The sequence below is a fragment of the Mesorhizobium sp. CNPSo 4689 genome, assembly GCF_057784325.1.
Map to the genome: position 1 here is coordinate 331,472 of NZ_JBWLUZ010000003.1, position 23,302 is coordinate 354,773.

The following is a 23,302-nucleotide window of genomic DNA, read 5'->3' on the forward strand; positions in this document are numbered from 1 at the left end:
CCGTTTCAGGCAGCGCTCTCCACGAGCCGGCTGCTGCCGCCAAAGGCGAGCGTGGCGCCTGCCACCACGACCAGCGCCATGCCGGCGAGGACGGCGAGGTCATGCGCGGTCGGCTTGAGAACCATGTCGGCGACGATCACCAGCATCACCGCATAGTCGAAGCGCGCCACGCTCATCATGCGCTGGCCCATGGCAAGGGCGGCCGGCGTCACGCCGTCCTTGGCGATCATGCCGGCCATCCGCTCGGCGGTCGGCTTGAAGATGAACATGCCGATCGAGAAGGTGGTGGCGTAGCCGGCAAGGCCGATCAGGATCCAGAGGTCGGAGAAGCCGATCCAGAAGCCGCACATGATGAGCCCGAAGATGAGCGTCAGCATCGACATCGGCGCGAAAAAGCGTCCGCCCAGCTGGCCGCTGGCGCGCATCGCCTGAAGCTTGTCTTCGATGTTGCCGGCGCGCTCGGCAAGCACGCCAAGCAGGAACAGTACGAAACCGCCGCCGACCCACAGGGTGGCCGAGACGATGTGGAGGAATTTGACGATCGAATACCAGTCCATGGATCTCTCCCTTGGATATCCCAAATGATTGCAGGCGGCGCGGCCGCCCCGGTTCGGAGGAGCGGACGTTTAGCGTGGCGGCTGTTTCGGAACGATGTCGGGAGGGAGACCGGCTTGTATCAACGATGCGCACGCCGCCCGATCGGGCCCGTTTGTCCACGGGCGCGGCGATGCCCGCCCTGTCCCGAAGCGGTACAGATTTGCGGCACGATGAGAATTTTTCCGGCGCCGTTAAGGGTTCATTAAGCTTTACGGGCGTTTACTATGCGCATCCAGTGATCTGGATTCTTACCGAGTGGTTGGAGCCACTTTGTTTGACGCCTCCCTGTTAAACTCCTGAGAGCCGCCTTATCCGCGGCTCTTTTTTTGTCCGCGGCCCGCTTTGGCCAGGCCGGCTCCGCCGTTAACCCTTCGTTAAACATGTGCTTGCCTTCACCGGCGGCGAAGCGCATTTTCAAGCTTCAGTCATTTAGGGTTCAGGGCGTGACGGCATACGATGCCGAATCGGCTTGCGGCAGTGCAGGGGCGTAGCGATGAACGAGCCTTCCATGGGGAGCGCGAAAACCATCAAATTGGCGGAGCGCCGGGTTTTCTCCCAGTCCTTCAAGCCACTCTACCAGGAGGGCATGGGCCTGGTCGAGCAGGCAGCCGAGTATCTCGACGGCAAGGGCCGCGCCGAGGCCAAGAAGCTGTCGAGGACGGCTGCGACCCTCTATGCGGCCGAATCGATGCGGCTGACCACCAGGCTGATGCAGGTCGCTTCCTGGCTGCTTCTGCAGCGGGCGGCCAATTCCGGCGAGATGACCCGCGACCAGGTCGCGTCCGAAAAGTCCAAGGTGCGTCTCGACACCGCTTCCGCGCATGACGAAGCGATCGGCTGGGCCGAATTGCCGGCGGATTTTCTCGACCTCGTCACGCGCTCGCTGCGCCTGCAGGCGCTGGTGCGACGCATGGACGAGGAGATCTACGGCAACGCCTTCACTGATGCGCCGCCGGCGGTCCGCCGCGCCAATCCGGTTTCCGACCAGATCAGCTTGCTGAACACGGCGTTTGCCCGCGGCTGAAAAGCCGCGGCATCTCTCCCAACAGGGCGAACTCTCAAGCAGCCAGTGAGTTGCTGTGCGGCATCGTTTCTGGTTTGTTCACATTTCACTGGCATCGCTTGCCGCCAAGGGTAAAGTTGGCGGATGGGGGAAGCGATTCGCATCATCGGTATCGATCCGGGGCTCAGGCGCACCGGCTGGGGCATCGTCGAGAGCCTCGGCAATTCCCTGCGCTTCGTCGGCTCCGGCACCGTGCGTTCCGACGACAAGGCGGCGCTGGCGGTGCGGCTCTGCCAGCTGCATGACGGACTGGCCGAGGTGCTGCACGCGGCCATGCCGCACGAGGCCGCGGTCGAGCAGACTTTCGTCAACAAGGATGCAACGGCGACGCTGAAGCTTGGCCAGGCGCGCGGCATCGCCATGCTGGTGCCGGCGCGCGCCGGGCTGGTCGTTGCCGAATATGCGCCCAACGCTGTCAAAAAGGCGGTGATCGGTGTCGGCCATGGCGACAAGAAGCAGATCCATATGATGGTCAAGGTGCTGATGCCGAAGGCGACTTTCGACACCGACGACGCGGCCGACGCGCTGGCCATCGCCATCTGCCACGCGCATCACCGGCAGAGCGTCGCCTACCGGATGGCGGCGCTCGTATGAGGGGGCACGTATGATCGGCAAGCTCAAATGATCGGCAAGCTCAAGGGCACGCTGGACGAGATCGAAGAGGATTTCTGCCTCGTCGACGTGCATGGCGTCGGCTACGTCGCCTACTGCTCGGCGCGCACACTTGCCGCGTTGCCGGCGCCCGGCGAGGCTGTGGTGCTGTTCATCGAGACCTATGTACGCGAGGACATGATCCGGCTCTACGGCTTCCAGTCGGTGCTGGAGCGCGAATGGTTTCGGCTCTTGATGAACAATGTGCAGGGCGTCGGCGCCAAGGTGGCACTGGCCATCCTGTCGACGCTGGCGCCGGCCGATCTCGCCAATGCGATCGCGCTGCGCGATATCGCGATGGTCTCCCGCGCGCCGGGCGTCGGCAAGAAGGTGGCTGAGCGCATCGTCACCGAACTGAAGAACAAGGCGCCGGCCTATGCGGGTGCTGCCTCCGGCACCATCGGCCTCAAGCAGGAGCTCGGCGAGGGCGTCGCACCGGCGCCGATCACCGATGCCGTCTCGGCGCTGGTCAATCTCGGTTATTCGCGCGACATCGCTGCCAATGCGGTGTCGGCGGCGTTGAAGACGGCCGGCGAGGGCGCCGATGCCTCGAAGCTCATTCGATTTGGGCTGAAGGAACTGGCGCGGTGAGGCGTCGCTTGTTCCGTTCTCTGCCCTGTGCAAGGAAGGCAGCATGAGCCTTTCGCCCCGCCTGATTGCGCCCGACAAACGCGGCGAGGATGCCGAGCAGACCTTGCGGCCACAGACGCTTGACGACTTCGTCGGCCAGGCGGCGGTACGGGCCAACCTCAAGGTCTTCGTCGACGCCGCCAAGGGGCGCGGCGAGGCGCTCGACCATGTGCTGTTCGTCGGTCCGCCGGGTCTTGGCAAGACGACGCTGGCGCAGATCATGGCGCGCGAACTCGGCGTCAACTTCCGTTCGACCTCCGGCCCGGTCATCGCCAAGGCCGGCGATCTGGCGGCGCTGCTCACCAATCTCGAAGACCGCGACGTGCTGTTCATCGACGAGATCCACCGGCTCAATCCGGCGGTCGAGGAAATCCTCTATCCGGCGATGGAGGATTTCCAGCTCGACCTGATCATCGGCGAAGGGCCGGCGGCGCGTTCGGTCAAGATCGACCTTGCCCGCTTCACGCTTGTCGCCGCCACCACGCGGCTCGGCCTGTTGACCAATCCGCTGCGCGACCGTTTCGGCATTCCGGTCCGGCTCAATTTCTACACGGTCGAGGAACTGGAACAGATCGTGCGGCGCGGCGCCCGGATTCTCTCGATGCCACTGGGCGACGATGGCGCGCTTGAGATAGCGCGGCGCGCGCGCGGCACGCCGCGTATCGCCGGCCGACTGCTGCGCCGGGTGCGCGATTTTGCATCGGTCGCCGGTGACGGCCACGTCGACCGCAGGATCGCCGACGAGGCGCTGACCAGGCTGGAGGTCGATGCGCTCGGCCTCGATGCGCTTGACCGCCGCTATCTGTCGATGATCGCGCGCAATTTCGGCGGTGGGCCGGTCGGCATAGAGACCATCGCCGCGGGACTCTCCGAGCCGCGCGATGCCATCGAGGACATCATCGAGCCTTATCTCATTCAGCAGGGCTTCATCCAGCGCACGCCGCGCGGCCGGGTGCTGACGGCCAATGCCTGGCGCCATCTCGGCCTCGACGCACCGAAGGATCTGGCGCAGCAGCAGATCAGCCTGTTCCAGGAAGAGTAACGGAGATTTGTTCTTCGGTTGCCCGAGGGACGGCTTTTCTGCGCAAAATCTCCTCGCCTCCGCCAGCGCGAAGGCGCAATTGCCCGCTTCATGGCAAGTCTTGCTCAATGGACTTGCCATCCCAAAGAGGCCGGGGCTCATCGATGATCACCAGACGTGGCTTCCTGCGCCTCATCGGCGGCTCGTTCCTGTCGATGGTGTCGCTTGGCGCCTATGCAGTCGGCATCGAGCCGATGCTGCTGACGCATGTGAAGCGCTATTCGCTGACACCGCCGCATTGGCCGGCGGGTCTCAAGCTGCGCGTCGTTGCACTGGCCGACATCCATGCCTGCCGTCCCTGGATGACGCCCGAGCGGATTGCCTCGCTCGCCGCCGAGGCGAACGCCTTGCAGCCGGACCTGATCGTCCTGCTTGGCGACTATATTGCTGGCATGCGCCTGGTGACGGACCAGGTGACTGAACCGGAATGGGCCTCGGCTCTGTCAGGTCTCATGGCACCGCTCGGTGTCTTGTCGATCCTCGGCAATCACGACTGGTGGCACGATCATGCCGCGCAAAAGGCCGGAGCCGGACCGACGGTGGCGCGCAGGGCGCTTGAGGCCGTCGGCATTCCGGTACTGGAGAACGATGTCGTGCGCTTGGAAAAGGACGGACACGGCTTCTGGCTTGCCGGACTTGCCGACCAGCTTGCCTTGCGGCCGGGCGTAGAGTGGGGCCGGATTGGCTTCAAAGGCCTGGACGATCTCGACGGCACGCTGGCCAAGGTAAGCGACAGCGCGCCCGTCATCCTGCTGGCGCATGAGCCGGACATATTTCCGAAGGTGCCGTCGCGGGTTTCGCTGACCCTGTCCGGCCACACCCATGGCGGGCAGGTGCGGCTGTTCGGCTATTCGCCGGTCGTGCCGTCACGGTTCGGCAATCGCTACGCCTATGGCCACGTCGTGGAACATGACAGCAACCTGATCGTATCCGGCGGGCTCGGCTTCAGCATCATGCCGGTGCGTTTTGGAATGCGCCCGGAGATACTGCAGATCGATTTGGGTTAATTCCTCAATCCCGCCCGGCGTCTTAGTGAAGCGACCGGATCGCATCCATCACTTCAGGCTCGGCCTTGTCGCCATCGAAGGCATCGACGATGCCGAAGGCGCCGCCGAAACTCCACACCGACCAGGAAAAGCCGTGCGCTTCGGCGCGCGCGATCATGTCCCTGACATAGGCTGCGCGGTCATCACCAGGCATCACATAGGAATTGCCGTATTCCTGGCGAATCATGCCGAACTCACCCAGCGTGATGTTTTCCGGCTTGATGCCGTTGGCCTTGGCCCAACCTTCCACCGTCTTGAATGGTGCATCCATCAGCCCAAGCAGCTTTTCGTCCGTGTCCATACTGGCGACCTGCTCGTCGAGATAGGCAAGCATGCCGTTCTGTCGCGTCCATGGCGCTTCGGCCCTGATCCGGGCGCGGATCGTATCCAGCGCCACATCGAGCTGAGCGTGCGGCACCGCGGTCAGCGGAAAGGGCAGACCGGTGACATAGCGGATGAAATCGCCGGCCCAGGTCGCGCCCTGATGGGTGAGCAGGAACGGATCATAAGAATGGAAGGTCCAGATGATGTTGTCGTCGGCGATCATCTTCGGATCGATCTTCGCCAGCGAGGCGGCGTTAGAATAGCAGGCCCCGGTCAGGATCAGGGTGAGTTTGGTCGCCGAGGAGCGCGCCGCCGCGAACAGCTTCAGCTGCCGGTCGGGCCACAGGCTGGTGCCGTCGCCGTCACAGTCGACGATCGGCTCGTTCATCGGCTCGAAAGCGACCTGGTGCGGATCCTCGGCGGCAAGCGTGCGCGCCATCTTGCGCACCATCTCGACATAACCTTCGAAGATCTCGGGATTGTCCATCACCTGGCCCATGCCGATCTTGCGGCTGCCGCCGGACGGGATCAGGTGCATGTCGACGATGACCTTCAGCCCGGCACGGTTGATCATGCGCACCGAGTCCAGCACGCTGGCATAGAGGTCGTCGCGCAGCGCCACCGTCTCGGCGGAGAGGAACGGCGAGGGGTCGACCGGCATGCGCAGGAAATCGAAACCGGCATCCTTCAGCGCCTTGAGGTCATCGTCTTTGAGGAATTTGCGCCATTCCGGATAGGGCAGGATGGCTTTCGGGTCGTTCCACTTGTCCTCGCCGACCCAGGTCGTCCATTGGTCGAGGTTGAGGCCGCGCTTCATCGAGAAGGTTGCCGCCTGGCCAGGCAGCACCAGGTTGGTCAGCACAAGCAGCATCGCCAGCAAGGTCTTGATCATCGCGCCCAACAGTGCCATCCGGTTCCCGCGCCGCAACACCTGCCTGCTCATGCCCGAAAAGGAAAGCGCTATGGACGATCATGGTGAATCGGCAACGCTTGTGGCCGGGCTTTCCGGCGCGCTGACGGAATTCGGCCACCGGCTGATGGCGCGGGTCTATTATGCCGACACGGATTTCTCCGGCGTCGTCTACCATGCCCGCTATCTCGAATTCTTCGAGCGCGGCCGTTCCGATTATCTCAGGCTTGCCGGCGTCCACCACACCGAGCTGGCCAACGGCAGGCATGGCGAAAAGATCGTCTGGGTGGTCAGGCGCATGGAGATCGATTTCCGCTCGCCCGCCCGGATGGATGACATCCTGACCATCGACACGCGCACCGAGGATATTTCCGGCGCCCGCATCGTCATGGCGCAACAGCTGAAGCGCGGCAGCGAAGTCCTGGTCAAAGCGCGGGTCGAGGCAGCGATCATCGGCGAGAACGGAAGGCCAAGGCGCTTTCCGAAGGATTGGGTGGCGGCTTTCTTACCCAAGGCAAACGGCTGATATTTCGCGCATCGGCAACCTCGGCGACCATTCGAATAACAGACCCAACCACCAGCCAAGCGATCCGGAGGCGCGGCAATGCGCCGCGCTGTACGTCCTAACCCATCCTTAACCATAACGGTTCATGAAGAGATTGGTGAAGATTGGCGGAATCCGAACGCCTTCCTTTGACCAATATTTGCCCCGAAAAGGCCGAGAACGGCGCATTTGGGGTGCTCCGCAAGCTTCAAGCTTCGCGCGAACGGACCACAAGGGATGCCCATGGGCCAGCCGCCAGCGATGCCCGGAAAATCTTTAAGGACGTAACCATGGAAAACATCGCACTCGCCGAACCGGGCGCGCATCTGTCGATTTGGGCGCTGTTCATGCAGGCCAACTGGGTCGTCAAGCTGGTGATGATCGGCCTGCTCTTCGCCTCGATCTGGACCTGGGCGATCATCGTCGACAAGCTGGTCACCTATGCCCGCATGCGGCTCGCGCTCAACCGCTTCGAACAGGTTTTCTGGTCGGGACAGTCGCTGGAAGAGCTTTACCGTACGCTCGCCGACCGCAAGACCACCGGCATGGGCGCGATCTTCGTTGCCGCCATGCGCGAATGGAAAAAGAGCTTCGAGAAGGGCGCGAAATCGCCGCTCGGCCTGCAGACCCGCATCGACAAGGCGATGGACCTGGCATTGACGCGCGAGATGGAGCGGCTGGAGGGACGGCTCGGCTTCCTCGCCACCACCGGTTCGGCGGCGCCCTTTATCGGCCTGTTCGGCACCGTCATCGGCATCATGACTTCGTTCCAAGCCATTGCCGCTTCCAAGAACACCAGCCTGTCGGTGGTGGCGCCCGGCATCGCCGAAGCGCTGCTGGCCACGGCCATCGGCCTGCTCGCCGCCATTCCCGCGGTGATCGCCTACAACAAGCTGTCATCGGATGCGAACAAGATCGCCGTGCGCATGGAAGGGTTCTCGGACGAGTTCTCCGCCATACTCTCGCGCCAAATCGATGAAAAAGTCGCGCAGAAGGCCTGAGGTACAAACATGGGTATGTCCGTAGGCATGTCGGGACGCGGCGGGCGCGGCCACAGGCGGCGAGGCCGCCATCATGCGCTGATTTCGGAAATCAACGTCACGCCGATGGTCGACGTGATGCTGGTGCTTTTGATCATCTTCATGGTCGCGGCACCGCTGCTGACGGTCGGCGTGCCGATCGACCTGCCGGATACGCAGGCCAAGGCGATGAACGTCGACACCCAGCCGATCACCGTCTCCATCAACGCCTCCGGCCAGATCTATCTGCAGGAAACCGAGATCCCGATCGACGAACTGGTGGCAAAGCTGCAGGCGATCTCGAAGACCGGCTATGACGAGCGCATCTTCATCCGTGGCGACAAGCTGACGGACTACGGCACCGCCATGAAGGTGATGGCCCGCATTTCGGCTGCCGGCTACAAGAATATCGGCCTCGTCTCGCTGCAGGAACAGGATCAGTAGACAAGAAGATGAGGACCGGCCTCACCACATCGGTAATCTTGCATGCGGTGGCGCTCGCCCTCGGGTTGTTCACGCTGACGTCGCCGGCTGCGCTGCCGGCGGCCGATGTCGAATCCGTCTCGGTCGACATAGTGCCGACGGAAGCCATGGCGCAGGTGCTGCAGGGCGACAAGAAGGCGGTGATGCATGACAAGCCAGCGCCTGTGCCGACCCAGCGTCCCGATATCATTCCCGCTGCCCAGAAGATTGGCGAAAACAGCGTCGACACCGACAAGCCGATAACGCCGGAGGCCAAGCCGAAGCCGGTCGACATGACGTCGGCGCCGCCGCCTGCCCCAACGCCGGTCGAGAAGCCGAAGCCCGAGGACGTGCCGAAGCCGCAGGAAAAGCCGAAGCCGATTCCGGCGACCGAAGTGGCGCCAGAGCCGCAGCCCAAGGAAGAGGTCAAGCCAGAGCCGGTGAAACAGACGGAGCCCAAGCCGACTCCGGCCAAGGAGCCTGCCCCCACGCCGCCGGAGGACAAGACCGCCGCGATCGAGCCGAAGCCCGAGGTCAAGCCTGACGCCGTTGCCGAGGCCATTGCCCAGGAGCCGCCAACCGAAACGACGCAGCTGCCGGACTCTGCGCCTGCGCCGGAAGCCCGCCCGAAGCCGAAGCCGGCGCAGGCCGAAAGCGCCAAGGCGCCGGACCGCAAGGACGCCGAAAAGCCGGTCAAGGAAGCCTCATCCAAGCCCAAGTCCGAGGACAAGCAATTCAACGCCGACGAGATTTCGGCGCTGCTCGACAAGCAGAAGCCGTCCGGTGGCGGCGCCAAGCGCTCGACCCAGCAATCGTCGCTCGGCGGTGACAAAGATCAGGGCGCGAAGCTTTCCAAGTCGGAGCAGGGAGCGCTGGAAAGTCAGCTCGGCGGTTGCTGGACCCTGCCGGTCGGGCTCGAGGGTTCGGAGAATTTCGTCGTTGTGGTCCGGTTCAATCTGGACACTTCCGGCAAGCTGGATGGCCGTCCATCTGTCGAGCAATCGAGCGGCAACCGCCAGTTCGACGAAAGTGCGGTGCGCGCGGTGCAGAAATGCGACATGGCCGGCCTGCAGGTTCCCGCCGGCAAGCAGGACATCTGGAACGACATCCGGGTCACCTTCGATCCAAGGGAGATGCTTGGCCTCTAGGCCTGGCGTCTACATAATCAAAGAAGAGAAGCGAGAAGATATGAGATCTTTCCTCAAGCCGCTCCTGACGATTGCAGCGATGGCGCTGGGCATGACGGCCGCGGCTCCGCTGCCGGCGTGGGCGCTCGTCGAGCTCAACGTCAACAAGGGCAATGTCGAGCCTCTGCCGATCGCCATCACCGACTTCCAGGGCGGCGACGCGCTAGGGGCGGAGATCTCCGACATCGTCAGCGCCGACCTCAAGCGTTCGGGTCTGTTCGCGCCGATCGACAAGAGCGCCTTCATCGAGAAGATATCCAATCCCGACGCCCAGCCCCGCTTCGACGACTGGAAGGTGATCAACGCGCAGGCGCTGGTGACCGGCAGCGTCGGCAAGGAAGCCGACGGCCGCATCCGCGCCCAGTACAGGCTGTGGGACACCTTTGCCGGCCAGCAGATGTCGGGCGAGCAGTTTTTCGCCAACGACGCCAACACCAGGCGCGTCGCCCATATCATCGCCGACGCCATCTATGAGCGGCTGACCGGCGAGAAGGGCTATTTCGACACCCGCGTCGTCTTCATTGACGAATCCGGCGCCAAGAACGCACGCAAGAAGCGCTTGGCCATCATGGACCAGGACGGCGCCAATGTGCGCTACCTCTCGGACGGCCGGGCGATCGTGCTGACGCCGCGTTTCTCGCCGAACCGGCAGGAAATCACATACATGTCCTATGAGAGCGGCCAGCCGAAGGTCTACCTGCTGCAGATCGAAACCGGGCAGCGCGAACTGGTCGGCAACTTTCCCGGCATGACGTTTGCACCTCGCTTTTCGCCTGACGGCCAGAAGGTGATCATGAGCCTGCTGCGCGACGACGGCAATTCCAACATCTTCGCCATGGATCTGAGAAGCCGCTCGACCACCAGGCTGACCAATTCGACCGCCATCGACACCTCGCCGTCCTATTCGCCCGACGGCAGCAAGGTGGTCTTCACCTCCGACCGTGGCGGCCGCGCGCAGATCTACGTGATGGGCGCCGACGGCTCGGGCCAGACCCGCATCTCGTTCGGCGACGGTGTCTATTCGACCCCGGTGTGGTCGCCGCGCGGCGACCTCATCGCCTTCACCAAACAGACCGGCGGCGAGTTCCAGATCGGCGTCATGAAGACCGACGGCTCGGGCGAGCGCATCCTGTCGTCAGGCTTCCAGCAGGAAGGACCGACCTGGGCGCCGAACGGTCGCGTGCTGATGTTCTTCCGCGATGCCAATGGCGGGCCGAAGCTGGTTTCGGTCGATCTTACCGGCCGCAACGAACAGTCGATTCCGACGTCGAACTTCGCCTCGGACCCGGCCTGGTCGCCTTTGCTCGAATAGGCTGGCCGCGGAGTATACTTTGCTCCAGTTGCAAGCCGGCAACGGCGTCGGAAAAGCCCCATTCTGGGGCTTTTTTCACGCCTTGGTCGCGTTTCGGCCGCATTTCCGCCTACGGTCCGCGCACATTGTGGCGTTCGGTCATGACGGTTGCGGACGGCAGCCGAAACCAAATTTTAACCGTGTTTCTTGAATGCCGGTTAACCCAAACGTGGTTACTGGGTGATCAACGAAATCACTCGAAATGCGAAGGAGAGGCGGCATGGGCCGTATCGCAGCACTTACTCGAAACCCGGTGATGATCGCGCTGGTCGCAATGCTCGCCATTACCGGTTGCGCCTCGAAGAAGACCCCGAACAGCGCTGCCGATCTCGGCCTTAACGGTGCTGGCGCGGCGACCCCCGGATCGGCGCAGGACTTCACCGTCAACATCGGCGACCGCATTTTCTTCGACACCGACTCGTCCTCGATCCGCGCCGACGCGCAGACGACGCTTGCCCGCCAGGCGCAGTGGCTGAACCAGTACAGGCAGTATGCCATCGTCATCGAAGGCCATGCCGACGAGCGCGGCACGCGCGAATACAATCTGGCGCTCGGCGCCCGCCGCGCCGCCGCCACCCGCGACTTCCTGGTCGCCAAGGGTGTCTCGGCGCAGCGCCTGAAGACGATTTCCTACGGCAAGGAACGTCCAGTCGCGGTCTGCGACGACATCTCCTGCTGGTCGCAGAATCGCCGCGCCGTCACCACGCTGAGCGGCGCCGGTTCCTGATCGGCAAAAATACAACACACCTGTGCGAAAGGCGGCCTCGGGGCCGCCTTTTTCATGTGCAGCTTCGATATCCCTTGGCCAAACAAAATTTGGCCGAAGTCTCAGGCCCTGCTATGAGCCGAGGGCGCTTGGTCCCACTCTGATCGGAAGGGCGCAACAGACCAACGATTTTCACGGCGAGAGACATAATGCATTTCAGAACGGTCCTGAGCGGCACGCTTGCGCTGCTGCTCGTATCAAGCATCGCCGCCCCGGCAAGCGAGACCGGGCAGCCAGCAGACAGCGGGTTCTCCTTCCACCTGCCGACGCTGGGCATTTTCGGCCAGAAGAAAAAGCCGGACCAGCAGCAGGTGGCGCAGCAGGATCCTGCCGGCGCCACCGGTCTGGAAGACCAGCTCCGACAGATGAACGGCAAGATCGAGGAACTCAATTTCCAGATCCTGCAGATGCAGGAGCAGATGCGCAAGCAGCAGGAAGACAACGAGTTCCGCTTCCAGCAGCTTGAAGGCGGCACGCAGGGGGCCCAGCAGCCGCCGGCACAGAAGAAGTCGGAAGCGGCGCCGGAGAATACCGACAACAGCGTCGCCGAGGCCCCGGCGACGCAGGCACCTGCCGATACGGCCACGCCGCCGGCGGGTGGCCAGAGCGTCGGCGAGGTCATCGTCGAATCGCAGACCGGCGATCCCGGCAAGGTGATCACCGGCGCGCCGCCGAAGACGTTCGGCACCATCACCGTCGACAAGAACGGCAATGTGGTCGAGGCCGGCGGCAACACGCAGGCGAGCGCGCCGGCGGAGACTGCTGCTCCGGCTACCGAGGCTCCGGCAACCGGGTCCAAGACCGGCAAGGCCGACGGCACGGTGGTCGCGGCGCTGCCGTCCACCAACAATCCCGATGAGCTCTATCGCAACTCCTACCAATTCATCCTGTCGGGCGACTACGGCACAGCCGAACAGGGTTTCCGCGACCACATCAGCCGCTTCCCCAAGGACGCCAAGGCGGCGGACGCCCATTACTGGCTGGGTGAGTCGCTGCTCGGCCAGCAGAAATACCGCGACGCGGCCGAGATCTTCCTCGCCGCCAGCAAGGACTATCCGAAGGCCAAGAAGGCTCCCGACATGCTTTTGAAGCTCGGCGTGTCGCTGGTCGGCCTGAAGCAGAACGACGTGGCCTGCGCCACCTTCGGCGAGATCGGCAAGCGCTATCCCGACCTTTCCAGCGCGCTCAAGGAACGTATCAAGCAGGAAAGGGCGCTTGCGGCGTGCTGACGCTCGATACCAGGCCTGACCTTACCGGGCCTGACCTTTCGGATTTTTCCAAGATCGACTTTACCAACGGCGCCATTGCAGCCGTATCCGGCGGCAGCGACTCGACCGCCCTCCTCCTTCTCCTCAAAAACCATCTCGACCGCACCGCGCCGGCCACCAGGCTGCTGGCGGTGACGATCGATCACGATTTGCGGCCGGGCTCGGCGGCGGAAGCGCGAGCCGTGGCCAGCCTCTGCGCCGAGCGCGGCATCGCGCATCGCACACTTCGCTGGTCCGGACCAAAGCCGTCGAGCGGCCTGCCAGCCGCCGCGCGAGAGGCGCGCTACCGGCTGTTGGCGCAGGCCGCGGTAGAGGATGGCATCGACCTGATCCTGACCGGCCATACCGCCGACGACCAGGCTGAAACCGTGCTGATGCGGCAGGCGCGGGATGAGGGCCGCGGCCTTGCCGGCATGGCGCCGGCGACCCTCTACGATTGGCGGCAATGGATCGTCAGGCCGCTGCTCGGCGCGCGGCGCTCGGCATTGCGCACATTCCTGCGGCGCGAGAATGTCGGCTGGGCCGAAGATCCGACCAACGCCGACGCGCATTTCGAACGGCCGCGCGTCCGGGCAGTGCTTGGCGAAGACGATGGTCAGCGATTTGCCGAGGCGATCGGCCTAGCCAAGCGGGTCGCCGCCGAGCGCGAAGAGCTCGGGCAGCGCGCGGCCATGCTGATCCGTGACTTTGCCGCCATGCCGACGACCGGGCTCATCCGTCTCGACCCCGCCTTCACGGCATCGGGCGATGCCCAGGCCGCCGTCTACGCCATGCGCATCCTGCTGGCGACTATTGGCGGCGTATCCTTCCTGCCTGACGAGGCCCGCAGCCAGGCGCTGTTTTCCCGGCTGCGGGCCGGACCGCTTTGCGCCACATTGTCGCGGACGGTGGTCGACGCGCGGCGCGCCGGCATCTTCCTGCGCCGGGAAGCGCGCGGCCTGCCCTTGGCGGCACCGGTCAGCGACGATGTCTTTTGGGACGGCCGTCGGCGGATCACATTGGGCGACAGGCCGGGTGCATTGTTGATCGCGCCGCTCGGGCGGGCCGCGGCCGCAAAGCGGGCGGTTGCCGAGGACGGCACGCCGCCGAACCTTGCGCGCGCCGCTCAAGCCGCCGAGCCGGCGCTTTGGCACGGGGCCGAATGCCTGGGTTTTGCGGGCGACGGCGCGGTGCCGACGACGGTCGGCGTGTCTCCCGTCGTGGCGCCCTTTGCCTGCTTCCTGCCGTCCTTCGATCTGGCGCCCGCCGCGGCCATTGCCGCGCTGATCGGCGCGCTGCCGGTCCCGGCCCTGCCTTTCCGCGGCCATAGTGCCGGGCGATGATGGGCGAAAGCTTAACCCAGACGTGCTGTTATGCTTGGCAAGGGGAGGCGCTCTCCCTATGTTAGGCTCAAGCTTCCTCTCATCATGTGTGTCCGCGTGCGGGCGCTAACGGGACATTAGATGAATCCGAATTATCGCAACCTCGCGCTCTGGGCGATCATAGCGGTCCTGCTCATCGCCCTGTTCAACCTGTTCCAGACGCCGCAGACGCGGGGCGCCTCGAGCGATGTGCCTTATTCGCAGTTCCTGCAGGACGTCGCGGCGGGCCGGGTCAAGACGGTGACGATCGCCGGCGCCCGCATCTCCGGCACCTACACCGACAGCTCGACCGGCTTCCAGACTTATTCGCCCGGCGACCCCTCGCTGGTCACACGGCTGCAGGACAAGAACGTCACCATCAATGCCCGGCCTGAATCCGACGGCTCCAACTCGCTGTTCGGCTATCTGATCTCCTGGCTGCCGATGATCCTGATCCTCGGCGTCTGGATATTCTTCATGCGCCAGATGCAGTCGGGCTCCGGCCGCGCCATGGGCTTCGGCAAGTCGAAGGCCAAGCTTCTGACCGAAGCGCATGGCCGCGTCACCTTCCAGGACGTCGCCGGCGTCGACGAAGCCAAGGAAGACCTGGAAGAGATCGTCGAATTCCTGCGCGACCCGCAGAAGTTCCAGCGCCTCGGCGGCAAGATTCCGCGCGGCGTGCTGTTGGTCGGCCCGCCCGGAACCGGCAAGACGCTGCTCGCCCGCTCGGTCGCCGGTGAAGCCAACGTGCCGTTCTTCACCATTTCCGGTTCGGACTTCGTCGAAATGTTCGTCGGCGTCGGCGCGTCCCGTGTCCGCGACATGTTCGACCAGGCCAAGAAGAATGCGCCCTGCATCATCTTCATCGACGAAATCGATGCCGTCGGCCGCCATCGCGGCGCCGGCCTCGGCGGCGGCAATGACGAGCGCGAGCAGACGCTGAACCAGCTGCTGGTCGAGATGGACGGTTTCGAATCCAACGAAAGCATCATCCTGATCGCTGCGACCAACCGCCCCGACGTGCTCGATCCGGCGCTGTTGCGTCCGGGCCGTTTCGACCGCCAGGTGGTGGTGCCGAACCCCGACATCGTCGGCCGCGAGAAGATCCTCAAGGTGCATGTGCGCAACGTGCCGCTGGCGCCGAACGTCGATCTCAAGGTGATCGCGCGCGGCACGCCGGGCTTTTCCGGTGCCGACCTGATGAACCTCGTCAACGAGTCCGCTTTGATGGCGGCGCGGCGCAACAAGCGCCTCGTCACCATGGCCGAGTTCGAGGATGCCAAGGACAAGATCATGATGGGCGCCGAGCGCCGCTCGTCGGCGATGACGCAGGCCGAGAAGGAGCTGACCGCCTATCACGAGGCCGGCCACGCCATCCTGGCGCTCAACGTGCCGTCGGCCGATCCGCTGCACAAGGCGACCATCATCCCGCGCGGCCGTGCGCTCGGCATGGTCATGCAGCTGCCGGAAGGCGACCGCTATTCGATGAGCTACAAATACATGGTGTCGCGGCTTGCCATCATGATGGGCGGCCGCGTCGCCGAGGAGTTCAAGTTCGGCAAGGAGAACATCACCTCGGGCGCCTCCTCGGATATCGAGCAGGCGACCAAGCTGGCGCGCGCCATGGTCACGCGCTGGGGCTTCTCCGACAAGCTCGGCCATGTCGCCTACGGCGACAATCAGGAAGAAGTCTTCCTCGGCCATTCGGTGGCACGCACGCAGAACATCTCCGAAGAGACGGCGCAGATCATCGACGCCGAAGTGCGCCGGCTGATCGACGACGCCTATTCGACGGCGAAGGCCGTGCTGACCAAGAAGAAGAAGGAATGGATCGCGCTGGCGCAGGGGCTGCTCGAATACGAGACGCTCACCGGCGAGGAGATCAAGCAGCTGATCGCCGGCCACAAGCCGGCCCGCGACCTCGGCGACGACACGCCGCCGAGCCGTGGCTCGGCCGTGCCGAAAGCCGGCACCGGCGGCCGCCGCAAGAAGGGCCCCGAGCCCGAAGGCGGCATGGAACCTCAGCCGTCGAGCTGAGGTTCGGGTAGGAGACTGATTTCGAAAACGCCGCGGCTTGGTCCGCGGCGTTTTTGTTTTGCAGAGGCTTATTAGCGGTCTGCCGCAGCTGAAAGTCGTCGTTTGCAAAGATAGCCGGCCAATTGCTGATGTCTGCGCCGCCCCTCATCGCCCTGCCGGGCACTTCTCCCCGTATAATGACGGGGAGAAGGACGCTGGTCGCAGCCTTGGCACGCTTCCTGCCACGTTGGTGATTGGTGAAACCGCCGATGATGGCGTCCTTCGCCCCGTTTACGGGGAGAAGATGCCGGCAGGCAGATGAGGGCGGTGCCAACGTTCGCAAATGCTCCCCCGGCCTTGAAAGCGGACCAGTCTGTCCAATCAACCTGCGGAGAACATTCCGCTGCCGGCAGCAAAAGGCCCGCGCACTTTGCTGGTGCGCGGACCTTCGTCGTTGGGAATATTACTGCGCTATCAGCTCTTCAGCTTGGCGTTGCAGAGGCTGTAGAAGCCGCCGCCCTTCTGGATCCACTTCAGGCCGCCCAACGTGTTGGCGTCCTTGTTGGCATAGTACAGTTCGAGGCAGGTGTGCATGCGACCCTTGGCGGGCGTCTCGCCGGCAAACTTCTTCGAGATCGCCGTCGGGAACTTTACGCCCCCGGGCGCTGCAACCGTCGGCTTTTCGGGGTCGCTTGTGTAGGTCGCCTCGTCGGCGGCCGGCACGGTGTCGTCGTCGGAGGCGGAAGCACCGCACTCGCTCTTGCGGAAGTCGTTCCACTTCTTGCCGCCCAGCGAGTTGCTTGCCTTGGCCGCCTGATACTTGGCGCTGCAATCGGCCATGCTCAGGCCCTTGCCGTCTTCGGCGGCTGCCTTGGTCGTCGCCTTGGCGGGCTCAGCCGCGGCCGTGGCGCCGGCGGCGCATTCGGTCTTGCGGAAGTCGTTCCACTTCATGCCATTGAGGGTGCCGGCGGCCTTGGCGGCCTGGTACTTGGTGCTGCATTCCTTCGCCGTCAGACCCTTGGCGGCATCGTCGTCGCTGGCCGCGGCGGCCTTGGTCGTCGCCTTGGCGGGCTCGGCTGCGGCCGTGGCGCCGGCGGCGCATTCGGTCTTGCGGAAGTCGTTCCATTTCATGCCGTTCAGCGTGCCGGCGGCCTTGGCCGCCTGATACTTGGTGCTGCATTCCTTCGCGGTCAGACCCTTGGCGGCATCGTCGTCACTGGCCGCGGCGGCCTTGGTCGTCGCCTTGGCGGGTTCGGCTGCGGCCGTTGCGCCGGCGGCGCATTCAGTCTTGCGGAAGTCGTTCCACTTCATGCCGTTCAGCGTGCCGGCGGCCTTGGCGGCTTGGTATTTGGTGCTGCATTCCTTCGCCGTCAGGCCCTTGGCCGCATCGTCGTCACTGGCTGCCGCCGCCTTGGTGTCGGTCTTGGTCGTCTTCTTGGCCGGCTTGGTGTCGGTCGTCGCTGCCGCGTCCGTGCCGCACTCGGCCTTGCGGAACTGGTTCCAAGTCTGTCCGCCAAGTGTTCCCGCATCCTTGGCTGCGTTATACTTGGTGCTACACTCTGCCATGGTCAGCGCGTTGGCCGGCGCCGCCAGGAACAGGGTTGCGACGGCAAGGCCCGTCAGTGTTGCAAGTCTGTGGATGAGCATGGCGTTTCTCCGTTGCTGCCGCCCAAGTTTGTCCGTTGCGGAATCAATAGCTCTCAACGGCCGGTTGCGCCAGATGCTAACTGGCGCGGACGTCGCCGGAAACTGCGTTCTGCCGACAAGGTGATGAAAACGTTGCGGATCAAGGCCGCCGGGCCAAGAGTTGCCCGGCGAATCTGCGCCGTTCTGCCCGCCGCGACTGGTCTATTGTGGCGAGACAGTGTCATCGTGGTAGACTGTCGAATCGCTTGAACTAACCGCAACAATGATTTTCTAAGGAATCGTAATACATAATCACACAATGTGATGTTCGGACGCAGCCCAATTGTGGCAATACGAACGGCTGAAAAATCGACGGGGACCAAGGCAGGTATGGCAGGGCAGTATTTCGGCACCGACGGTATTCGCGGACGCGCCAACAAATTTCCGATGACGGCGGAGATCGCCATGCGGGTCGGCATGGCCGCAGGCCTGTCGTTCCAGCGCGGCAGCCATCGGCACCGTGTCGTGCTCGGCAAGGACACCAGGCTTTCCGGCTACATGATTGAGAACGCGATGGTGTCGGGCCTGTGCGCCGCCGGCATGGACGTGTTCCTGCTCGGTCCCATTCCGACGCCCGCGGTTGCCATGCTGGTGCGTTCGCTGCGCGCCGATATCGGCGTGATGATCTCGGCCTCGCACAACCCCTATTACGACAACGGCATCAAGCTATTCGGCCCCGACGGCTACAAGCTCTCCGACGAGATCGAGGAGCGCATCGAGGGGATGCTCGACAAGGATATCGAACTGGCGCTTGCCGATTCCGACGGGCTTGGCCGCGCCAAGCGCGTCGACGGCGTGCATGACCGCTATATCGAATTCGCCAAGCGCACCTTGCCGCGCTCGATGTCGCTGTCGGGTCTCAGGATCGTCGTCGATTGCGCCAACGGCGCCGCCTACAAGGTGGCGCCCGAGGCATTGTGGGAACTCGGAGCCGAGGTGGTGGCCATCAATGTCGAGCCCAACGGCTTCAACATCAACAAGGAATGCGGCTCGACCCATCCGGCCGGACTGCAGAAGAAGGTGCATGAGGTGCGCGCCGATATCGGCATCGCGCTCGACGGCGACGCCGACCGCGTCGTCATCGTCGACGAGAACGGCACGATCGTCGACGGCGACCAGATCATGGCGCTGATCGCCGAGTCATGGCACCAGAGCGGACGGCTGGCCGGCGGCGGCGTGGTTTCGACGGTGATGTCCAATCTCGGCCTCGAACGCTTCCTCGGCGACATGAAGCTGCAACTGCACCGCACCAAGGTCGGCGACCGCTATGTCGTCGAGCATATGCGCGCGCATGGGTTGAATGTCGGCGGCGAGCAATCGGGCCACATCGTGCTCTCCGACTTCTCGACCACGGGCGACGGCCTGGTCTCGGCGCTGCAGGTGCTGGCCTGCATCAAGCGGCAGAACCGGCCGGTCAGCGAACTGTCGAAGAAGTTCGAGCCGGTGCCGCAGCTTTTGAAGAATGTGCGTATTGCCGGCGGCAAGCCGCTCGAGGAGGCGCCGGTCAAGGCGGCGATCGAGGATGCCCGTCACCGCCTCGGCAAGGCCGGGCGGCTAGTCATCCGTCCTTCCGGTACCGAGCCGCTGATCCGCGTCATGGCCGAGGGCGACGATCCGCAACTGGTCGAGGCGGTCGTCAACGACATCGTCGGCATCATTTCCGAGACCCGCAGCGCCGCCTGAACCCTGGCGCGTCCGAGGAGGGCGCGGCGCGAAAACTACCTGTTCCAGAGTTGCAAAGGCCCGCCGTCAGGCGGGCCTTTTTGTGCTTGTCGGAACACCCTGCTGCTTGGGGAACATGCTCTACTTCTAAAATTCTATAGATTCGTGGTTAATCGATACGGTTAAACGCCTTTTAACCTTTGCAATTCATTATCCACGCCGAGGTCAATCACATTCGGGCGGATACGTCGTTCCGAGGCTTCTTAGGGGTGACAAGCATGTTCAGTACAGCAAGAATGGCACTGTTCGCCGCGCTGTTGGCGGGCGTGGCCGGACCGGCCTTCGCCGCCGATTTCGTGGAGCCGCCCGTGGTCGAGCAGGCGCCGCCGCCGGTGGCCTATCAAGAACCGGCCGATTTTGGCGGCTGGTACATTCGCGGCGACATCGACTACCATTGGTCGGAGTTCGGCGGTGGCGACTACACCACATACAGTGGAACAGCGCCCCAGAATCCTGGGTCTTTCGCCAGCGGTGAGCTGAAGGGCGCCTTCTCGGCCGGCGCCGGTGTCGGTTATCAGGTCAATCGGTACTTCCGTACAGACCTGACCTTCGACTGGATGGGCAAGTCTGATTTCCGCGGATCGACGAACGGCTTCTGCGGCCCTGCACCGCAAGTTGCCTGTACCTCGACCGACACATCGTCCTATTCGGCCATGCTGCTGCTGGCCAACGCCTATGTCGACATCGGCACATGGCACGGCGTGACGCCCTATGTCGGCGCCGGCATCGGCGGCGCCTGGGTCAAGTGGGACACGCTGCACAACAGCGACTCCGATGGTGAATTTGAACACACAGGCGGTAAGGGCTGGCGCTTCGCTTACGCCCTCATGGCCGGCGCTTCCTACTGCCTTACCGATCAGGTCAAGCTCGATGTCGGCTATCGCTACAGCCACATCAATGGCGGCAAGATGTTCGAATACGCTTCGGACAGCAATGTCGGCCCGGGCTACGATCACGGCATCAACGTGCACGAAGTGCGCGGCGGTCTGCGCTACCAGTTCGGCCGGTCCGACTGCGCTCCTCCGCCGGAGCCCTATGTGCCGGAGCCGGTCTACACCAAGTAATCGGTTCGATTTCAGACCTTCGCCAACCGCCCGGCCTTGCCGGGCGGTTTTCGTTTGTGCCGCTTCAGTCCGTGTCCGACCCTTTCCGAACCAAGATCAGCGAAGCAAAACCGGATCGCTTTCTGCCGCCGACCTTCAGTGGGGTAAATGCTCCAGTCAAAACCCTGCCGAAATCAATTCGCTAACGCTCTGTTATCCTTAACCGGCACTTAACCACTATGGTTAACAATGCTCCCTGAAACGGCGCGTGCCATTGCAATGCGCGCCAAGTTCGGGAGCCCGGGGACCATGGTACTCAAATCGCGTATAGCGCTGGCGCTTGCGGCAATCATGCTGATGCCGGTGACGCAGGCGTCGTCGGCCGACTACGATCCACCCATCTATGTCGACCAGGCGCCCGACTACGTGCCGGTCGAGGTCGGTTCGGGATGGTATCTGCGCGGCGATATCGGCTACGCCTTCAGCCATCCGTTCGAACACCAGACAGCAGCCAGCGGATCGACCACTTTCACCAACGACAGCAGCCTGTTCACCGGCAGCATCGGCATGGGCTATCACATCAACGATTACCTTCGGGTCGAACTCAACGGCGGAATTCTGCCGACCAACAAGTTCGGCGACCATGCGCTGGTGCCAAGCGGGTGCGCCGGCACAACGAACAGCCTGTTTCCGGACGGGGCTGGCGGCTTCATCATTGTTCCCACGGCTACGACCCAGGATTGCGAGGCCTCAAACTACGGCACCAACAAGGGTTACAGCGTGATGGCCAACGGCTATGTGGACCTCGGCACCTATGTGGGCATCACACCCTATATCGGTGGCGGCGTCGGTGTTGCCTACAACAAGTATTTCAAGACCCAGGGCGCGCGCAATTGCATTCCGATCGATCCCGATCCGACGTCGGGCGCGGGTGGCTTCCAGTGTAACGATCCGGCTGGATACAGCGGGTCGGAAGACTCAGAGGCCAAATTCAATCTCGCTTATTCGATCGGGGCCGGCCTGTCCTATCAAGTGACCAAGAACGTCTCGGTTGACCTGGGCTACGAGTATTTCTCGATCCCAAGCGCCAAATATGTCGCCTATGATGATGGCGCCTTCGGCATCCACAAAGGCATCGATTATCAGACGGTCAAGCTCGGCCTGCGCTACGATCTCTGGTAAGCGCGCAACGAAGCCCAAGGAATCGACGGCGAGCCCTCGGGCTCGCCGTTTGCATTATGCGCCTAAGATGGCATGGCGCGCCAGTATCCTGCCAGCGACAAAAACTTTCCTCTTGACGCCGAAAGCCTGAACGCATATCGCCGTCCGTGGGCCACCCCTCCCCAACGAGGGGCCACTATCTGGAAGGATAGACCACGATGACGACACATACGAAGCCCGGACTCCGTCCGGCAAACCCCAATTTCTCCTCAGGTCCCTGCGCAAAGCGCCCCGGCTGGTCGGTCGAGGCCCTCAAGAATGCCGCGCTTGGACGTTCGCATCGCGCCAAGATCGGCAAGACCAAGCTCGAACAGGCGATCGAGCTGACGCGCGAGATCCTCCAGGTACCAGCGGGCTACCGCATCGGCATCGTGCCGGCGTCCGACACCGGCGCAGTCGAGATGGCGCTGTGGTCGCTGCTCGGCGAGCGCGGCGTCGACATGGTCGCCTGGGAGAGCTTCGGCTCCGGCTGGGTCACCGACGTGGTCAAGCAGCTGAAGCTCGCGGACGTGCGCAGGATCGAAGCCGGCTACGGCGAGCTGCCCGACCTGGCGAAGATCGACTTCGACCGCGACGTGGTCTTCACCTGGAACGGCACGACCTCGGGCGTGCGGGTGCCGAACGGCGATTTCATCCCGGCCGCTCGCAAGGGCCTGACCATCTGCGACGCGACGTCGGCGGCCTTCGCGCAAAGGCTCGATTTCGAAAAACTCGATGTCGTCACCTTTTCCTGGCAGAAGGTGCTGGGCGGCGAGGGCGCGCATGGCATGCTGATCCTCAGCCCGCGCGCTGTCGAGCGGCTGGAAACCTACAAGCCTTCATGGCCGCTGCCGAAAATCTTCCGCCTGACGTCGGGCGGCAAGCTGATCGAAGGCATCTTCAAGGGCGAGACCATCAACACGCCGTCGATGCTGTGCGTCGAGGATTATCTGGATGCGCTGCAGTGGGCGAAGTCGATCGGCGGCCTCGAGGCCCTGATCGCCCGCGCCGACGCCAATGCCGCGGTGCTCGATCGCTTCGTCGCCAAGTCCTCCTGGCTCGGCCATCTCGCCGTCCAGCCGGCAACGCGATCCAACACTTCGGTCTGCCTGTCCTTCATCGATCCGGATGTCGCGGCACTCGACGCGGACGGCCAGGCGGCTTTCGCCAAGGGACTGGTCTCTGTGCTCGACAAGGAAGGCGTCGCCTATGACATCGGCGCCTATCGCGATGCACCGCCCGGCCTGCGCATATGGTGCGGCGCTACGGTCGAGACATCCGACCTCGAAGCACTGCTGCCTTGGCTCGACTGGGCCTTTGCCATGCAAAAGGCGTCGCTGAAAGCGGCTGCCTGAGCTCATTGCGCGGCGGCCTTCGGGCCGCCGGTTTCCCGTAC

21 protein-coding genes are annotated in these 23,302 nt (G+C 63.7%); 18 read left to right on the forward strand and 3 right to left on the reverse strand.

Features of this window, described 5'->3' with window-relative positions; all coding sequences use genetic code 11:
• Window positions 1–5: 5 nt before the first annotated feature.
• Window positions 6–557: a DUF2269 family protein gene (locus AC04SI_RS06695; RefSeq protein WP_404282960.1), complete on the reverse strand. Its 552-nt coding sequence runs from the start codon at window positions 555–557 to the stop codon at window positions 6–8.
• 533 nt (window positions 558–1,090) lie between these two features.
• Here AC04SI_RS06695 and rcdA point away from each other — a divergent pair.
• From rcdA to AC04SI_RS06720, 5 genes are all read left to right on the forward strand, one after another.
• Window positions 1,091–1,621 carry a protease adaptor protein RcdA gene (rcdA, locus tag AC04SI_RS06700; RefSeq protein ID WP_040582001.1) on the forward strand — a complete coding sequence of 177 codons (531 nt, stop codon included), beginning with the start codon at window positions 1,091–1,093 and terminating at the stop codon, window positions 1,619–1,621.
• A 123-nt stretch (window positions 1,622–1,744) separates the two neighbouring features.
• Window positions 1,745–2,254 carry a crossover junction endodeoxyribonuclease RuvC gene (ruvC, locus tag AC04SI_RS06705; RefSeq protein WP_404282962.1) on the forward strand — a complete coding sequence of 170 codons (510 nt, stop codon included), beginning with the start codon at window positions 1,745–1,747 and terminating at the stop codon, window positions 2,252–2,254.
• Window positions 2,255–2,281: 27 nt separating this feature from the next.
• On the forward strand, window positions 2,282–2,902 hold the full coding sequence (ruvA, locus tag AC04SI_RS06710; RefSeq protein ID WP_404282964.1) for a Holliday junction branch migration protein RuvA: 621 nt from the start codon (window positions 2,282–2,284) through the stop codon (window positions 2,900–2,902).
• Between the two features lie 43 nt (window positions 2,903–2,945).
• Window positions 2,946–3,983: a Holliday junction branch migration DNA helicase RuvB gene (ruvB, locus tag AC04SI_RS06715; RefSeq protein WP_006200120.1), complete on the forward strand. Its 1,038-nt coding sequence runs from the start codon at window positions 2,946–2,948 to the stop codon at window positions 3,981–3,983.
• Between the two features lie 143 nt (window positions 3,984–4,126).
• Window positions 4,127–5,029, forward strand: coding sequence for a metallophosphoesterase (locus tag AC04SI_RS06720; RefSeq protein WP_404282965.1), 903 nt, complete (start codon window positions 4,127–4,129; stop codon window positions 5,027–5,029).
• A gap of 22 nt (window positions 5,030–5,051) precedes the next feature.
• Here AC04SI_RS06720 and AC04SI_RS06725 read toward each other — a convergent pair whose 3' ends face one another.
• Window positions 5,052–6,302, reverse strand: a complete 1,251-nt coding sequence (locus tag AC04SI_RS06725) for a glycoside hydrolase family 5 protein (protein WP_404282966.1) — start codon at window positions 6,300–6,302, stop codon at window positions 5,052–5,054.
• Window positions 6,303–6,354: 52 nt separating this feature from the next.
• Between AC04SI_RS06725 and ybgC the strand changes: the two genes are divergently transcribed.
• From ybgC to ftsH, 9 genes are all read left to right on the forward strand, one after another.
• Window positions 6,355–6,828, forward strand: coding sequence for a tol-pal system-associated acyl-CoA thioesterase (gene ybgC / locus AC04SI_RS06730; RefSeq protein ID WP_404282967.1), 474 nt, complete (start codon window positions 6,355–6,357; stop codon window positions 6,826–6,828).
• A 308-nt stretch (window positions 6,829–7,136) separates the two neighbouring features.
• A complete protein-coding gene (gene tolQ, locus AC04SI_RS06735; protein ID WP_404282969.1) occupies window positions 7,137–7,847 on the forward strand; it encodes a protein TolQ in 711 nt (236 codons plus the stop codon).
• A gap of 9 nt (window positions 7,848–7,856) precedes the next feature.
• Entirely contained in the window at window positions 7,857–8,309 is a 453-nt protein-coding gene (gene tolR / locus AC04SI_RS06740; RefSeq protein ID WP_404282971.1) for a protein TolR, read from the forward strand.
• An 8-nt stretch (window positions 8,310–8,317) separates the two neighbouring features.
• Entirely contained in the window at window positions 8,318–9,475 is a 1,158-nt protein-coding gene (locus AC04SI_RS06745; protein ID WP_404282973.1) for a TonB family protein, read from the forward strand.
• Window positions 9,476–9,554: 79 nt separating this feature from the next.
• Window positions 9,555–10,826, forward strand: coding sequence for a Tol-Pal system beta propeller repeat protein TolB (gene tolB, locus AC04SI_RS06750; protein ID WP_244425862.1), 1,272 nt, complete (start codon window positions 9,555–9,557; stop codon window positions 10,824–10,826).
• 259 nt (window positions 10,827–11,085) lie between these two features.
• Entirely contained in the window at window positions 11,086–11,592 is a 507-nt protein-coding gene (pal, locus tag AC04SI_RS06755; RefSeq protein WP_192182067.1) for a peptidoglycan-associated lipoprotein Pal, read from the forward strand.
• A 188-nt stretch (window positions 11,593–11,780) separates the two neighbouring features.
• Window positions 11,781–12,860, forward strand: coding sequence for a tol-pal system protein YbgF (gene ybgF, locus AC04SI_RS06760; protein ID WP_192182068.1), 1,080 nt, complete (start codon window positions 11,781–11,783; stop codon window positions 12,858–12,860).
• Window positions 12,854–14,221: a tRNA lysidine(34) synthetase TilS gene (tilS, locus tag AC04SI_RS06765; protein ID WP_404282974.1), complete on the forward strand. Its 1,368-nt coding sequence runs from the start codon at window positions 12,854–12,856 to the stop codon at window positions 14,219–14,221. Before ybgF ends, tilS begins: the two co-directional genes overlap by 7 nt.
• A gap of 120 nt (window positions 14,222–14,341) precedes the next feature.
• Window positions 14,342–16,276: an ATP-dependent zinc metalloprotease FtsH gene (ftsH, locus tag AC04SI_RS06770; RefSeq protein ID WP_006200109.1), complete on the forward strand. Its 1,935-nt coding sequence runs from the start codon at window positions 14,342–14,344 to the stop codon at window positions 16,274–16,276.
• 453 nt (window positions 16,277–16,729) lie between these two features.
• Here ftsH and AC04SI_RS06775 read toward each other — a convergent pair whose 3' ends face one another.
• Window positions 16,730–17,386, reverse strand: a complete 657-nt coding sequence (locus AC04SI_RS06775) for a hypothetical protein (protein ID WP_481839345.1) — start codon at window positions 17,384–17,386, stop codon at window positions 16,730–16,732.
• 885 nt (window positions 17,387–18,271) lie between these two features.
• Here AC04SI_RS06775 and glmM point away from each other — a divergent pair.
• The 4 genes from glmM to AC04SI_RS06795 all read left to right on the forward strand — a co-directional run bounded on the left by glmM (window position 18,272) and on the right by AC04SI_RS06795 (window position 23,261).
• Window positions 18,272–19,624 carry a phosphoglucosamine mutase gene (gene glmM, locus AC04SI_RS06780; protein WP_006202419.1) on the forward strand — a complete coding sequence of 451 codons (1,353 nt, stop codon included), beginning with the start codon at window positions 18,272–18,274 and terminating at the stop codon, window positions 19,622–19,624.
• A 257-nt stretch (window positions 19,625–19,881) separates the two neighbouring features.
• Window positions 19,882–20,727: an outer membrane protein gene (locus tag AC04SI_RS06785; protein ID WP_404282977.1), complete on the forward strand. Its 846-nt coding sequence runs from the start codon at window positions 19,882–19,884 to the stop codon at window positions 20,725–20,727.
• A 288-nt stretch (window positions 20,728–21,015) separates the two neighbouring features.
• Window positions 21,016–21,888: an outer membrane protein gene (locus AC04SI_RS06790; protein WP_404282978.1), complete on the forward strand. Its 873-nt coding sequence runs from the start codon at window positions 21,016–21,018 to the stop codon at window positions 21,886–21,888.
• A gap of 197 nt (window positions 21,889–22,085) precedes the next feature.
• Window positions 22,086–23,261 carry a phosphoserine transaminase gene (locus AC04SI_RS06795; protein ID WP_404282980.1) on the forward strand — a complete coding sequence of 392 codons (1,176 nt, stop codon included), beginning with the start codon at window positions 22,086–22,088 and terminating at the stop codon, window positions 23,259–23,261.
• Window positions 23,262–23,302: the final 41 nt, after the last annotated feature.